The organism is bacterium endosymbiont of Bathymodiolus sp. 5 South, from assembly GCF_900128535.1.
Lineage (GTDB): Bacteria > Pseudomonadota > Gammaproteobacteria > PS1 > Pseudothioglobaceae > Thiodubiliella.
Genome location: NZ_FQTR01000059.1, coordinates 1 through 12,246 on the forward strand (window position 1 = coordinate 1; position 12,246 = coordinate 12,246).

At 38.2% G+C, this 12,246-nt stretch carries 17 protein-coding genes; 9 read left to right on the plus strand and 8 right to left on the minus strand.

Annotation, left to right across the window (positions count from 1 at the left end; translation table 11 throughout):
- Window positions 1-188: 188 nt before the first annotated feature.
- The 5 genes from BBROOKSOX_RS06540 to dprA form a co-directional block, all read right to left on the minus strand.
- Window positions 189-626 carry a hypothetical protein gene (locus BBROOKSOX_RS06540; protein ID WP_139660423.1) on the minus strand — a complete coding sequence of 146 codons (438 nt, stop codon included), beginning with the start codon at window positions 624-626 and terminating at the stop codon, window positions 189-191.
- A 4-nt stretch (window positions 627-630) separates the two neighbouring features.
- The gene (locus tag BBROOKSOX_RS06545; protein WP_139660424.1) at window positions 631-1,398 is read right to left on the minus strand and encodes a DpnI domain-containing protein; all 768 of its coding nucleotides are present in this window, start codon (window positions 1,396-1,398) and stop codon (window positions 631-633) included.
- A gap of 82 nt (window positions 1,399-1,480) precedes the next feature.
- Window positions 1,481-3,811: a type I DNA topoisomerase gene (gene topA, locus BBROOKSOX_RS06550; RefSeq protein ID WP_139660425.1), complete on the minus strand. Its 2,331-nt coding sequence runs from the start codon at window positions 3,809-3,811 to the stop codon at window positions 1,481-1,483.
- Complete coding sequence (locus BBROOKSOX_RS06555) at window positions 3,811-4,302, minus strand: DUF494 domain-containing protein (RefSeq protein WP_139660426.1); 492 nt, start codon at window positions 4,300-4,302, stop codon at window positions 3,811-3,813. The genes topA and BBROOKSOX_RS06555 overlap by 1 nt, the downstream gene beginning before the upstream one ends.
- A 6-nt stretch (window positions 4,303-4,308) precedes the next feature.
- Window positions 4,309-5,394, minus strand: coding sequence for a DNA-processing protein DprA (dprA, locus tag BBROOKSOX_RS06560; protein WP_139660427.1), 1,086 nt, complete (start codon window positions 5,392-5,394; stop codon window positions 4,309-4,311).
- 134 nt (window positions 5,395-5,528) lie between these two features.
- Here dprA and BBROOKSOX_RS06565 point away from each other — a divergent pair, with 134 nt between their 5' ends.
- The 9 genes from BBROOKSOX_RS06565 to BBROOKSOX_RS06605 all read left to right on the plus strand — a co-directional run bounded on the left by BBROOKSOX_RS06565 (window position 5,529) and on the right by BBROOKSOX_RS06605 (window position 10,715).
- Window positions 5,529-5,927 carry a hypothetical protein gene (locus BBROOKSOX_RS06565; RefSeq protein ID WP_139660428.1) on the plus strand — a complete coding sequence of 133 codons (399 nt, stop codon included), beginning with the start codon at window positions 5,529-5,531 and terminating at the stop codon, window positions 5,925-5,927.
- A gap of 85 nt (window positions 5,928-6,012) precedes the next feature.
- Window positions 6,013-6,153 carry a 50S ribosomal protein L34 gene (gene rpmH, locus BBROOKSOX_RS06570; RefSeq protein WP_138146173.1) on the plus strand — a complete coding sequence of 47 codons (141 nt, stop codon included), beginning with the start codon at window positions 6,013-6,015 and terminating at the stop codon, window positions 6,151-6,153.
- Between the two features lie 14 nt (window positions 6,154-6,167).
- On the plus strand, window positions 6,168-6,509 hold the full coding sequence (rnpA, locus tag BBROOKSOX_RS06575) for a ribonuclease P protein component (protein WP_139660429.1): 342 nt from the start codon (window positions 6,168-6,170) through the stop codon (window positions 6,507-6,509).
- An 8-nt stretch (window positions 6,510-6,517) separates the two neighbouring features.
- Entirely contained in the window at window positions 6,518-6,742 is a 225-nt protein-coding gene (gene yidD, locus BBROOKSOX_RS06580; protein WP_139660430.1) for a membrane protein insertion efficiency factor YidD, read from the plus strand.
- Window positions 6,743-6,759: 17 nt separating this feature from the next.
- Window positions 6,760-8,370, plus strand: coding sequence for a membrane protein insertase YidC (gene yidC, locus BBROOKSOX_RS06585; RefSeq protein ID WP_139660431.1), 1,611 nt, complete (start codon window positions 6,760-6,762; stop codon window positions 8,368-8,370).
- Between the two features lie 140 nt (window positions 8,371-8,510).
- The gene (locus BBROOKSOX_RS06590; RefSeq protein ID WP_139660432.1) at window positions 8,511-9,392 is read left to right on the plus strand and encodes a TauD/TfdA family dioxygenase; all 882 of its coding nucleotides are present in this window, start codon (window positions 8,511-8,513) and stop codon (window positions 9,390-9,392) included.
- Window positions 9,385-9,900, plus strand: a complete 516-nt coding sequence (gene ampD / locus BBROOKSOX_RS06595; RefSeq protein WP_139660433.1) for a 1,6-anhydro-N-acetylmuramyl-L-alanine amidase AmpD — start codon at window positions 9,385-9,387, stop codon at window positions 9,898-9,900. The genes BBROOKSOX_RS06590 and ampD overlap by 8 nt, the downstream gene beginning before the upstream one ends.
- A 1-nt stretch (window position 9,901) precedes the next feature.
- On the plus strand, window positions 9,902-10,423 hold the full coding sequence (kdsC, locus tag BBROOKSOX_RS06600; protein ID WP_139660434.1) for a 3-deoxy-manno-octulosonate-8-phosphatase KdsC: 522 nt from the start codon (window positions 9,902-9,904) through the stop codon (window positions 10,421-10,423).
- On the plus strand, window positions 10,416-10,715 hold the full coding sequence (locus BBROOKSOX_RS06605) for an MGMT family protein (RefSeq protein WP_139660435.1): 300 nt from the start codon (window positions 10,416-10,418) through the stop codon (window positions 10,713-10,715). The genes kdsC and BBROOKSOX_RS06605 overlap by 8 nt, the downstream gene beginning before the upstream one ends.
- Window positions 10,716-10,774: 59 nt before the next feature.
- Here the strand turns inward: BBROOKSOX_RS06605 and BBROOKSOX_RS06610 are convergent, their stop codons facing one another.
- The 3 genes from BBROOKSOX_RS06610 to atpC form a co-directional block, all read right to left on the minus strand.
- Window positions 10,775-11,425, minus strand: a complete 651-nt coding sequence (locus BBROOKSOX_RS06610; RefSeq protein ID WP_139660436.1) for a hypothetical protein — start codon at window positions 11,423-11,425, stop codon at window positions 10,775-10,777.
- Window positions 11,426-11,914, minus strand: a complete 489-nt coding sequence (locus BBROOKSOX_RS06615) for a hypothetical protein (RefSeq protein WP_180323893.1) — start codon at window positions 11,912-11,914, stop codon at window positions 11,426-11,428. It abuts the gene before it with no gap.
- Window positions 11,915-11,946: 32 nt separating this feature from the next.
- On the minus strand, window positions 11,947-12,246 hold a 300-nt coding region (atpC, locus tag BBROOKSOX_RS06620; protein ID WP_139660438.1), incomplete at its 5' end, for an ATP synthase F1 subunit epsilon.

A 12,246-nucleotide genomic window follows, 5' to 3' on the forward strand; every position in this document is an offset into this window, starting at 1 on the left:
AAGAAATAAGAGGTATTTTAGCAAAAGTTGGTTGATTTGTCTATGGTTATTGTTGGTTTTATTGTTATAAATCAATTTGTTGTGTGGTTTTTAAGGGTTGACTAGTTAAATCCCAATTCATTAATATAGGTGTTACTAAAAAGCAACTATTTTTTTCTAATGTGAAGACCTTAAAAAGACTCTAGTTGTTAAATATTAAAAGACTTTTGTTGAATAATTCTGACGCAATTTTCATACGCTTCTGCTTTTCCGCTAACAAATTCATTCATTCCATATATTTCAATGTCTTCTGATTTACGCAATTCTTTTTTCCAGCGTCCCCTAGATTCTTGTGCTAAATTTGAAACTTCACTCAGGGCATCCATGTATTCAATTTTTTCAAAGAAACCTTTTGACATCAACTCAACTGTTTCTAATAATAAATTTTGTAAGTTTTCTACTAATATGAAATTAACCATTAAATTATCGTTTTTAATTTCATGGTATTCAAAATCCAAACAATCTTCTTCATACATTTCATGGTGTTCGTCAAAATCCAAGCACATAATTTTAAATGGGAAGTAAAAATTTGGATTCTGTTTTATATAGTTAATTGTGCTTAATACCCGTTCTTTTGTGATTTTCATTTTTTTACCTTATTTTATATTGCCCACGACTTTGAAATTTAAGATAGCCCCTGTCTCTCAAAATTTGTAATTGTTGTCTTATTTTTGCTAAGATATTGTTATTTTCTGGATGTTTTAATTTTAAGTGATTTTCAAATTGATAAATGTCTCTTAAACTAAAACTTTGCTTGCCTATTTCATCCAAACATCTGATAATATCAAGTAGCCAGCCTTTTGATTTTAAGGTTCTTGAGTCTTGTAAAAATTTTGTCCTATTCCAATCATTTAGCACCTTGTCTTTACTGTTATTCTTACCGTTTTTTATGTAGAATATTTTGCCACTATCTGGAATAGTGTCTAATAATATATTACAACCTACCCATCCAGAACGCCTTGCTTTTTGAGATAGTGGTTTTCTTTTCTCTATAATCTCAGGTATAAAAAAATGTTTTGGTATCACGATAAAGTTAGTTACATCGAAACTATTTTTGTCATAATTCAAAAAGAAAAAGTTTGGATTGGAATCACTTTTTAGTCTCTCTATCATTGTTGAATAAGCTCCATCAACAATTTTCTTGCCCATGGTATTTTTTTTACTTTTTAACTCATAATCTACTTGGCAACTGGCACAATAGAAATCAGCAACGGGCTTGTTATTCTCGTATTCATTTATGTCGCCCCCACAGCATGGGCAGTAAATATATTTGTTTACCCAACTTTCGCTTAAAACTCGTATTTTTTGAGATTTGCTACTGTACGCCTCAGAAAGAGGTGAATAAAGATTTAAATTCATAACTGTGCTTAACTTATAAACCGATTAGCCTGCACAAAATCAATCGTATATTTTTGATATAAATCTTTGATAATTTTTTAGTCTATTTTTTGATCACTTTCTTCTTTTTGGGCTTGGCTTTAGGCTTAAGTTTACCAGCAACGGCTTTTTTGCATTCTTCAAGGCTTAGATCTTTTGGTTCTTTGTCGCCGAAGACTTTTTTAATGGTGATGTTTTTTTGACCTTTGCCTTTTTTCTTGCCGTTCCAAATGTAGGGACCGAAACGACCATTAAGGACTTGAATTTCGCTGTCATCGAAGGTTTTTATGATGCGTTCGGCATCAAACTTTTCTTTGGCTTTGATGAGTGTTAGTGCCTCATTAAGGGTTACTTCTTCAGGGGTGATTTCTTTAAGAGAGACATATTTTTTGCCGTATTGGATGTAAGGACCGAAGCGACCATAATTGGCTTTGATGACGCCAAAGTCGTCAGTTTCACCAACAGTGCGAGGCATATTGAATAGTTCTAGCGCCTCCTCTAATTTAATGGTTTCAATGTCTAATGAGCCTCTGAGTGAAGCAAAGACGGGTTTCTCTTCATCGTCTTTGTGTCCGATTTGTGCAAAGGCACCGTATCTGCCAAAGCGCACACTAACGGGTTTGCCGCTTTTGGGGTCGGTGCCGAGTTCGCGCATGCCGTGGGTTTCTTCTCGGGAAATATCAGCAGCATCTTCGACTTTTTGGTGGAAGGGCTTGTAAAAGTTTTTGACCACGCCTTGCCATGGGACATTTTGCGTGGCAATGGTGTCAAAATCAGACTCTAGTTTTGCAGTAAATTGATAATCAACAATCTCACTGAAATATTTAACCAAGAAGTCGTTGAGTAAATAGGCAACACTGGTTGGGAACAGTTTGTTTTTTTCAGCACCTGTGTTTTCAATAGAGGTTGATTCAACCATTGTGCCGTTTATAATTTCAATTTTTTGGTATTCACGCTCTACGCCTTCGCGCGTTTCTTTAGAAACATAACCTCTGTCTTGCACGGTAGAGACCATCGTGGCAAAAGTTGACGGTCTGCCGATGCCCATTTCTTCAATTTTCTTTACCAATGAGGCTTCAGTATAGCGCGGTTTGGCACGAGAAAAACTTTCTCTGGCAGTAAAATTGGCAATACTTAATGCATCGCCTTTGTTTAAATTTGGCAACAGTTTGTCATCTGAAGATAGGTAATCGTACACACTTAAAAATCCAGGGAATACCAAGACTTCACCGTTAGCGATAAAATTCTCAGCACGATTAGAAATATTGATTTTAATTTGTGTTTTTTGCAATTCAGCGTCGCTCATTTGGCAGGCTAATGTGCGTTTATAAATAAGGGTGTAAAGTTTTGCTGCTTGGTGTTCTAAGCCAAAAATCTCTGACTTGGTAAGATCAGTTGGGCGAATGGCTTCGTGCGCTTCTTGTGCACCTGCATCTTTGGTTTTAAACCTTCTTTCTTGGTGATAATTACGACCAAATTCTTTTTCAATCACTTTGCCGGCGGCTTCAATGGCTGTTTCAGAAAGTGTGAATGAGTCTGTTCGCATATAAGTAATCGCACCTTCGCGGTAGAGGCCTTGTGCCAAGGTCATGGTTTGCTTGACTGAGAAGCCTAATTTTTGTGAGGCTTCTTGTTGCAGTGTTGAGGTGATAAAAGGAGGTTTAGGTGAGCGCTTTGAAGGTTTTTTCTCAATCGATGCAACGCTGAGTTTGGCATCTAAAAGTGCTGTGGCAAATGCCAAGGCTTCCTCTTTGTTGTTGAAGTCTGTGCTTAGTTTTACTTCAATGAGTTCCCCTGCAGCATTGACCAAATCTGCCTTAACCTTATAGGTGTTTTTACAGGTATGGTCGATAATTTCCCTTTCCCTTTCTACCACTAAGCGCACCACTGGGGATTGTACTCGACCTGCTGAACGAGCCCCTGATATCTTGCGCCATAGAACTGGCGAGATCTCAAAACCTACCAACCTATCAATAATGCGTCTGGCTTGTTGTGCATCAACTAAGTTGTAATCTACTATCCGTGGCTCGGTGATTGCACGGGTAATTGCACCTTTGGTAATCTCATGAAAGACAATTCTGGGTGTGTCTTTTGGTAGGTTGAGCGCCTCTAGCAAATGCCAAGCAATTGCTTCTCCTTCGCGGTCCTCATCCGTTGCGAGATAAATTTTATCAGCGGCTTTTACATCCTTGCGTAATTGTGCAACGACTTTTTTCTTGTCCGCAGTGACCTCGTAGGTGGGTTCGAAATTATTTTCAATATCAACACCCATGTCTTTTTTTGGCATATCACGAATATGCCCGATGCTTGATTTAACACTATAGTCTTTGCCTAAGAATTTTTCAATAGTTTTGGCTTTGGCGGGGGACTCAACAATGACAAGGTTTTTTGCCATTATTGAACCGTGTGGTTGTCATCAAGAAACATAATTGATTCTAGCCATTGTGGCGATATTTCTTCATCGTTACTGTTGCCAAGTATCATCATGACCACCCATTTAAGGTCATCTAGAGATATCGTGGAATCGCCCAGTGACATAATTTGATCAATAATCATTTCACGCTGGTTAGCGTCAATTTGACCCATGTTCTCCATAAATAATAGGAAGCCACGAGATTTTGTGCCAAGTTTTAATTTTTCCTCTTCGCTGTAAATGCGCATACCACCATTGGCGCTGCCAAACGCTTGAGTTTCCCCATCTTGCAAAGTAGCAATGTTCTCCAGCCAACTGAGGGCTTTATCAATGCGTGTAACCTCAAATCCAGCGTCTGAAAGGTGTGCTTTTAAGGCAGTGTCGTCAATTTCTTGAGACGCATCTTGCTCTGCTACTTCAAACAGATAATCAAACATATAAGTCAGTACATCAAGAATATTATTATTTGTCATAAAACCTCACTTTAATATATAACCAAAGCCATCCACTTTTTCTATCACACCCTGAAGCTCTAATAAGGGCAACTCTTGTGTGACTATTTGGGGACTCAAGCCACTTTTTTCAACTATTTCATCAATATTTATAACATCGTAACTCAGGTATTTTAATAGCACAGAAGAATTATTGTTCGTGTATTTTTCAGAAGTGGTTGAATTATTTTTTTGATTGGGTCCTGGCAAGTCGATTTGTAATTCATCAAGAATGTCATCAACATTTTCAACCAATTTAGCACCCTGCTTGATAAGATGATGACAGCCTTGCGATAATGGGTTGTGGATTGAGCTAGGAATAGCAAACACTTCTTTGCCTTGTTCGGCAGCTAGTTTGGCAGTAATCATTGTGCCACTTTTGATACTGGCTTCAACCACCAAGGTGCCTAAACTTAACCCACTAATCATACGATTTCGTCTTGGAAAATTAGCAGCAATGGGCGCGGTGCCTATACAAAATTCAGAAACCAAAGCGCCTTTGGTTGAAATTTGATGTGCCAAGGCCTTGTGTTTTGCTGGATAGATTCTATCAAGCCCTGTGCCACAAATGGCAATGGTGGGTTTGTCGGCTTCTAAAGCGCCAATGTGCGCACTGGCATCGATACCACTTGCCATGCCAGAAGTTATCACAATACCCAGCTTTGATAAAGACTTGGCAAACTCATGTGCATTTTGCTTGCCACCAGGGCTTGGATTGCGACTACCCACAATAGCGAGTTGTGGTAAAGTTAAGCAAGATACATCGCCTCTAACATAGAGCAAGGGTGGTGGATCGGAAATGGTCTTGAGTTGTTCGGGGTAGCCGTCATCAATTAAAGTAAGAATATGGCAGTCATTGGCTTTGGCCCAATCAAGATCTGCTTGCACCAACGAGGTATCGTTTTGTGCTATAAAGTCAAGCGCCTCTTGGCGAAATATGCCACAAGCCTTGCGCTCGGATGTAGAAGCTAAAAATACTTGCTCAGGGGATTCAAAAGCTTTGAGCGCTTTATAAAAGGTGCGTGTACCAACATTTGGCGCCCTTAATAACATTAACCAATAAACTAAGTCCATGCTTTCATTGTAACAGTTTCGTTGTGGCAACTTGTTGTTATGTTAAAATATAACACTTTTAAGCAAAATAGAAAATGAAGTTGCCACCCTTAATGGGTAAGCTGAAATTCATTATTCAACATTGAGGAAATTTTATGAAATATTATCGTTGTTTATATTTTTTTATCTTTGCCTTATCCGTAAAGGCATACGCATATCAACCTAAAATTGAGATTGTTGAGCAATTTGACAACCTAAGAATGGTTGCTTTTATTAATAAAGAGGATGCTGATAGTAATCCTTCGTGGATACCGGGCAGCAATAAATTACCTTTAACTGTTGTTGAGGCTATACGCGCAGTCAATGTTTTAAGTAAAAAACTAAATACCATCGTAGAGATAGAAATAAGATTAATGCCAAAATACAAAAATAGGTGGCATTATCTAATTAAAACCGCTAAAACTGCTAATAGCGCCATGAGGTTCAAATATAATATTTATGTCGTGTTAATGAATGGCAAGGTTGTACCTGCAATAATTGAGCCAGCTATCTGAATTATAATTGTGTAGCCCATAGTTTGTTGAACGCACACATAGAATTTACGGTAAAATTGCAAAATTTTATTGAGTTGACTTTATTATGAAACAAAAAAGAACCTTTCAGCCGAGTGTTATCAAGCGTAAGCGTACACATGGTTTTCGATCAAGAATGAGCACCAAAGCAGGTCGTGCAGTTATCAATGCTCGCAGAAGAAAAGGGCGTAAGCGTTTAGCTGCTTAGTAGGCTATTTCTTGATGTTTTTTGGGTTGGCGCGCGAGGCTAAAATCCTTAAATCCAGTGAATACACCCATGTTTTTAAGGGTGGCACATTGGCAAGGGGCAAGCACTGGCAAGTTATTGCAAAACCACTCAAAGCGTCAAAACCACGCTTGGGTTTGGCCATATCAAAAAAAGTCCATCGCTTGGCGGTTGACAGAAATCGATTTAAACGCGTTGCCAGAGAAACATTTAGACTACAGCAACAACATTTAGATAATTGGGATTTTGTGGTAATGGCAAGGAAATCAAAGCCAGTAAAAAATCCTGTTTTGTCGGCAGAACTGCTTGACTTATTTAAAAAGGTAACAAAAAAGTAATTTGAATTATGCGTTATTTACTACTTATTCCTATTAAATTCTATCAGTTGTTTATCAGCCCGCTGTTAGGACCTCATTGTCGTTTTGACCCAACCTGCTCGCAGTATGCTTATGATGCTGTGAAAGAGTATGGTTTTTTCAAAGGATTTTTTTTGAGCATCAAGCGTATTGGCAAATGCCACCCTTGGCACGAAGGGGGATTTGACCCAGTGCCGAAAAAACACCCACATTAACAAGGTATTTTATTATTATGAATAACCAAAAATTATTTTTAGGCATTGCTATTTTCTTTACAGTTTTCATTTTGTGGGACAAGTGGCAAATTACACAAACTACTGATGCCAATGGCAATATAGTCAGTAAAACTGAAATCACTTTGGGTGTGCCAACATCAAATAGCGATGTGCCGACGGTGGATATGCAGGAGGTGAAAGTTGACATGCCAACACTAAGTGTGGCACACGCAGGCGACTTTACCACGGTAACCACTGATTTATTAACGGTAGAAATCAGCCACAAAGGCGGCACGATTCAAAATGCCTTTTTAAATACTTACCCTGTAGAATTGAAAAGCGACGAAAAACTTCAATTATTAAGTGATCAGGCAGGCGCATTGTTCCAGGCACAAAGTGGTTTGGCATCAAGTAATGACTTGTTGCCTGGTCACCTAGCTGATTTTGATTCAGCCAACACGAACTATCAGATGACTGGAGATGAGTTGGTGGTGCCATTGACATGGCAGGGTAAAAATGGCATAGAAGTGGTTAAAAATTATCATTTTAAAAAAGGCAGTTATGTGGTTGGAGTTGATTATCAAATTATCAACAACTCCAATCAGACAATCCCAGTTAAATCTTATGTGCGCTTGAGCCGTAACGCTATTGACCAATCAAATATGATGATGCCAACTTTTACTGGTGGTCTCATATATGATAAGAAAAACAATACCGTACAAAAAAATGATTTTGAAGATTGGAGTGATTTCAAGCAACAACAAGTACTCGGTGGCTGGATGGCGATGGTGCAACAGTACTTTTTTGCAGCATGGATCCCAAATCAAGATAAACAGCAAAATTTTTCTACCAGTGTTAATGATAAGATTTATAAAATAACCAATGCCAATCAACAAACCAGTATTGCCGCTGGAAGCAGTGTAGTGCTTGATGTTAATCAATTGTATCTCGGCCCTAAAGAATACGGCAAGATTGAAGAAGTGGTAGCTGGGCTGCATTACACGCTAGACTATGGCTGGCTAGATATTATTGCGGATCCATTGTCATGGGGCATTCATAAAATCAATAATTTTGTTGGCAGTTGGGGTTGGTCAATTATTCTTATTACTATGCTGATTAAGTTGGTTTTCTATCCACTCAGTGAAAAGTCTTATCGCTCGATGGCAAACATGAGAAAACTTGCGCCAAGATTAGCAAAACTCAAAGAAACTTATGGTGATGACAAGCAAAAGATGGGTCAAAAAACCATGGAGCTGTATAAACAAGAAAAAGTCAACCCAGTCTCAGGTTGTCTGCCAATTATGGTGCAAATCCCTGTGTTTATCGCCTTTTACTGGATGTTGCTTGATACGGTTGAATTACGCCAAACGGCGTTTTGGTGGATGTCAGATTTATCCGCCATGGACCCATATTACATTCTGCCGATTGTGATGGGCATCTCAATGTTTATTCAACAAAAACTTAATCCGCCGCCGCCTGATCCAATGCAAGCTAAGATTATGATGTTCTTGCCGTTGGTGTTTACTGTTATGTTCCTATGGTTTCCATCAGGACTCGTACTTTATTGGGTGTTTAACAACACGCTATCCATTGCCCAACAATGGACAATTAATAAGCGTTTGAGGTAGTTAGTTACCCTTATCTTTTTTATATGTTTATAGAAATTTTAACGGCAGAGTGAAATCAAGTGATACCAAAAGATAAGGCGACACAAGGCGCTTTAAGAATAAAAACTTGGTGTTGTTAAGTGTCGATATAATAGCGAACAATGAGTATTCTAGATAACACAGATGATTATCAGTTTTGGCGAGATGAAAAACTCAGCAATGCACAGAGTAATATTGAAGACTGCCTAGTTGAGATTAGAAATCCGCAGGCGTTGAGTAAAGCTGAAAAAGATAAAATTCAACAACTTTGCTGCACTAACAACTTTGCCTTATTTGCAATCAAAACACAAGACGACTATGCACAAGCTGTAGTGCAAATCAATCGCCAAGTGGGTCTGCTGGATTATGATCAGCATCTGTATGCACAAAGTAACGGCTTGGCGCATATCAAGCAAAGCGATAAGCAAGAACGCTCAGAGTTTATTCCTTATACCGACAAGGCGATTGGTTGGCATACCGACGGTTATTACAATGCCGTTGATAATCGGGTGCGTGCTTTTTCATTGTTTTGCGTGTCACCGGCTGCTACTGGCGGTGTTAATCAATGGATTGACCCACAGATGGTTTATCTGCTCTTAAGAGAAAATAATGTGGATGTCGTTAAGGCGCTTACTCATCCACAGGCAATGAGTATTCCCGAGCATGAGGTGGATGGACAAGTGAGACGCGCTAAATCAACGGGAGCTATTTTTTTGATTGATGAACCAAGCGCTGAGCTTTATATGCGCTACACGCAACGCAAGAAAAACATTGAATTTTTAGATTCCTCAGAGGTTAAGCAGGCAATGACTTTGTTAGATGATTTATTAAAAATACCAACACCACATCATTTTGAGCATACGATGAATACTAATCAAGGACTGATTTGTAATAATATATTGCACAATCGTTCAGCATTTGTTGATGACCCCCAACATCCACGCCTCTTATTAAGAGGGCGTTACTCTAATAGAGTTTGTTGTTATAATTCTAAGCATGATTGAAAACCATTTGCTTGCTTGTGCAAAACAAGTTCCATCGCTAAATTACAACGAACGCCCTAATGACAAGGTTTCATTGGTGGTTATTCACAATATTTCTCTGCCGCCAAAACAGTTTGGTGGTGATTGTGTTGAACAATTTTTTACCAATCAATTGGATTTTGGTACACACCCTTACTTTCAAACATTGATTGGCATTGAAGTTTCCGCGCATCTATTTATCAAACGTGGTGGTGAGGTTATTCAATTTGTGCCATTTAACAAACGCGCTTGGCATGCAGGGCAGTCCAATTTTAAAGGCAAAGAAAACTGCAACGATTTTTCAATCGGTATTGAATTAGAGGGCGGGGATGATATTGAGTATACTGATAGGCAATATCAAGCACTCAATGACAGTATAAAAGCATTAAAATCACAGTACTTAATAACGGATATTGTTGGCCACAGCGATATTGCCCCGGGCAGGAAAACTGACCCAGGCGATACATTTAACTGGAGCAAAATAAAATAAAATGAAGGCAGCTGAGCTAGCAAATAAAATTCAACTGGTTATCTTTGATGTTGACGGTGTACTCACTGATGGCGGGCTATATTTCACCGAAGACGGCACAGAATTAAAGCGTTTTAACTCACTTGATGGGCACGGTATTAAAATGCTTAAAGACAATGGCGTTGAAGTGGCTGTGATTACTGCACGAGATAGCAAGGCAGTTGCCTATCGTATGAAAAATCTTGGCATTACGCATTTTTATCAAGGACAAGCAGATAAAGTGGTGGCGTTTAACGACCTATTGCAAAAACTTAATCTGAGTGCTGATGAGGTGGCTTATGTGGGCGATGATGTGATTGATTTGCCAGTAATGACCAAAGTTGGTTTTTCTATTGCTGTTGCCAATGCACATGACACGGTCAAACAATACGCAAATTTAATCACTGAAAAATCCGGTGGACACGGTGCGGTGCGTGAAGTGTGTGATTTTATTCTCAAAGCGCAGGGCAAGTTTGATGATGCAATGAAACTTTACCTTGACTGATTTTCAAACTCTCTGTTATCAAACATTGAAAGCCAAGGTGCCGGCTGGGCGTGTTATCACTTACGGCGGTTTAGCAAAACTCATTAATCGTCCAAACGCACACCGCGCAGTTGGCTCGGCTATGAATAAAAACCCTTTTGCACCTGAAGTGCCTTGTCATCGTGTGGTGAAATCAAATGGAGAACTAGGGGGTTTTGCAGATGATATAGCCGTAAAAATAAAACGCCTTCAAAGAGAAGGCGTTTTAGTAAAAGAAGGCAAGATTGTAAATTTTCAAGGTGTTTGTGTATGAAACAAAGTATTATTGGCTATTATTAAAAAAATAGGTGATGTAATATTTGAGAGTGCTGTTTAAATATACTCCTGTTTAGGTTTCTGCTCCACAAGGTATTTATTGTAATTAGTGTTAAATTCTTGTTCTAACTCATCTATTCGTCCTATCTTCCCATTTTTTCCTACAAGAAAATCTCCTATCTTTTCAGACATAAGTAGTAAATATATAGGGATAATTATTGTAGAAATAAGACTAACACAGAGAATAGTCCAAACAATAATTGAAAATTTAAGAAACTCAGGAGGAAGGTGTGGAAAGACTGTAGCAAACAACAGTATAAGTAAAGCTACTAAAATAGAAATGTTAACCCAATGCAATCCTTTGCCAGTCAATATAAAATTTACAAAATATTTACAATCTCTTTCGCTATGTTTCCATGCCCTACAAAGGCTACTCTTTGTGTTTTTTGTACAATCCTCGGATTTTTTTTCATCGCATTCAGTGATAGCAGTTAATTGCATGTAACTCTCTTCAACTGTATCACCAGCAAGGCTATTATCTTTTTTTATTGCACCAATTCTTTCTTGCAACTCTTCGTCTTTAAGCATTTTTTCACGAATTTTCTTCATCTTTTCTAAAACGGAACCGTGCTTAATTTCTCGATAAGCCAAATTAAAAACAATGGATATTTCTATTAAATAGGCTAAATCAAGATACCCAGAAGCCATTTATGCAGTAGTGTAATCTGGTTGTTGTTCAAAAAAATCGCCGAATATTTTTTCTTCAGCATTTTTAACAATATTAGGATGATTAAAAGAAGCGACTGCTATATTGCTACCAGGGTTGTCACAATATCTAAAAGCACCTTTGTCTCTTGTTACAATATGCGCTTTCAGGGGTTTGTCATAAGTTTTAACAGTGCAAGCGTTGCTTTGTAGGCACTTGGCTAAAAAACGATTGCCATCAAGTTTGCTACCTTGGTAATCGTCTATTAGAACTTTAACTGTTATGTTATTTTTTAATGCTACGCCTAAGGCCCTCACTATTTTATCGGTATTATAGACAGACAAACTGGTAGAAGTAATATTAATGCTTTTTTTTGCACCTTCAAGAAATTGATAAATTAAAGCTTGTGCGTGATCTTTACTACCATTCGATATCAAATCATCACTGTTGTCAGCGTCTAATTTTAAAAGATTTTCTTTGTAATCTTGCATAAATTTCATTATAGTATAAAATTTTATTAGATTTAATTTTTTTTGTTGCGAATTTTGCTAATCATTTGTAGTTGCGCCATTGACTCAGCAAGCGCTGCTTGGGTTGCTGAAATGTCTTGATTTTCAGTTGCATCTTGCATGGCTGCTTCTGCACGCTGTTTAGCTTCTAATGCTTTAGCTTCATTTAAATCACTTGCGCGAATAGCAGTGTCAGAAAAAATAGTAACCACATTAGGTTGTACTTCAACGATACCACCAGAAACATAAATGGACTCAATGCCTGTGTCAGTTTCAATACGAACTTCGCCTGGCTTTAATACTGATAATAGCGC

Coding starts and splice junctions, on each gene's coding strand:
- BBROOKSOX_RS06545 (WP_139660424.1), bottom strand. CDS start 1,398: ATGAATTTAAATCTTTATTCACCTCTTTCTGAGGCGTACAGTAGCAAA.
- rpmH (WP_138146173.1), top strand. CDS start 6,013: ATGAAACAAAAAAGAACCTTTCAGCCGAGTGTTATCAAGCGTAAGCGT.
- BBROOKSOX_RS06540 (WP_139660423.1), bottom strand. CDS start 626: ATGAAAATCACAAAAGAACGGGTATTAAGCACAATTAACTATATAAAA.
- rnpA (WP_139660429.1), top strand. CDS start 6,168: ATGTTTTTTGGGTTGGCGCGCGAGGCTAAAATCCTTAAATCCAGTGAA.
- topA (WP_139660425.1), bottom strand. CDS start 3,811: ATGGCAAAAAACCTTGTCATTGTTGAGTCCCCCGCCAAAGCCAAAACT.
- yidD (WP_139660430.1), top strand. CDS start 6,518: ATGCGTTATTTACTACTTATTCCTATTAAATTCTATCAGTTGTTTATC.
- kdsC (WP_139660434.1), top strand. CDS start 9,902: ATGAAGGCAGCTGAGCTAGCAAATAAAATTCAACTGGTTATCTTTGAT.
- dprA (WP_139660427.1), bottom strand. CDS start 5,394: ATGGACTTAGTTTATTGGTTAATGTTATTAAGGGCGCCAAATGTTGGT.
- yidC (WP_139660431.1), top strand. CDS start 6,760: ATGAATAACCAAAAATTATTTTTAGGCATTGCTATTTTCTTTACAGTT.
- BBROOKSOX_RS06615 (WP_180323893.1), bottom strand. CDS start 11,914: ATGCAAGATTACAAAGAAAATCTTTTAAAATTAGACGCTGACAACAGT.
- ampD (WP_139660433.1), top strand. CDS start 9,385: ATGATTGAAAACCATTTGCTTGCTTGTGCAAAACAAGTTCCATCGCTA.
- BBROOKSOX_RS06610 (WP_139660436.1), bottom strand. CDS start 11,425: ATGGCTTCTGGGTATCTTGATTTAGCCTATTTAATAGAAATATCCATT.
- BBROOKSOX_RS06565 (WP_139660428.1), top strand. CDS start 5,529: ATGAAATATTATCGTTGTTTATATTTTTTTATCTTTGCCTTATCCGTA.
- BBROOKSOX_RS06555 (WP_139660426.1), bottom strand. CDS start 4,302: ATGACAAATAATAATATTCTTGATGTACTGACTTATATGTTTGATTAT.
- BBROOKSOX_RS06590 (WP_139660432.1), top strand. CDS start 8,511: ATGAGTATTCTAGATAACACAGATGATTATCAGTTTTGGCGAGATGAA.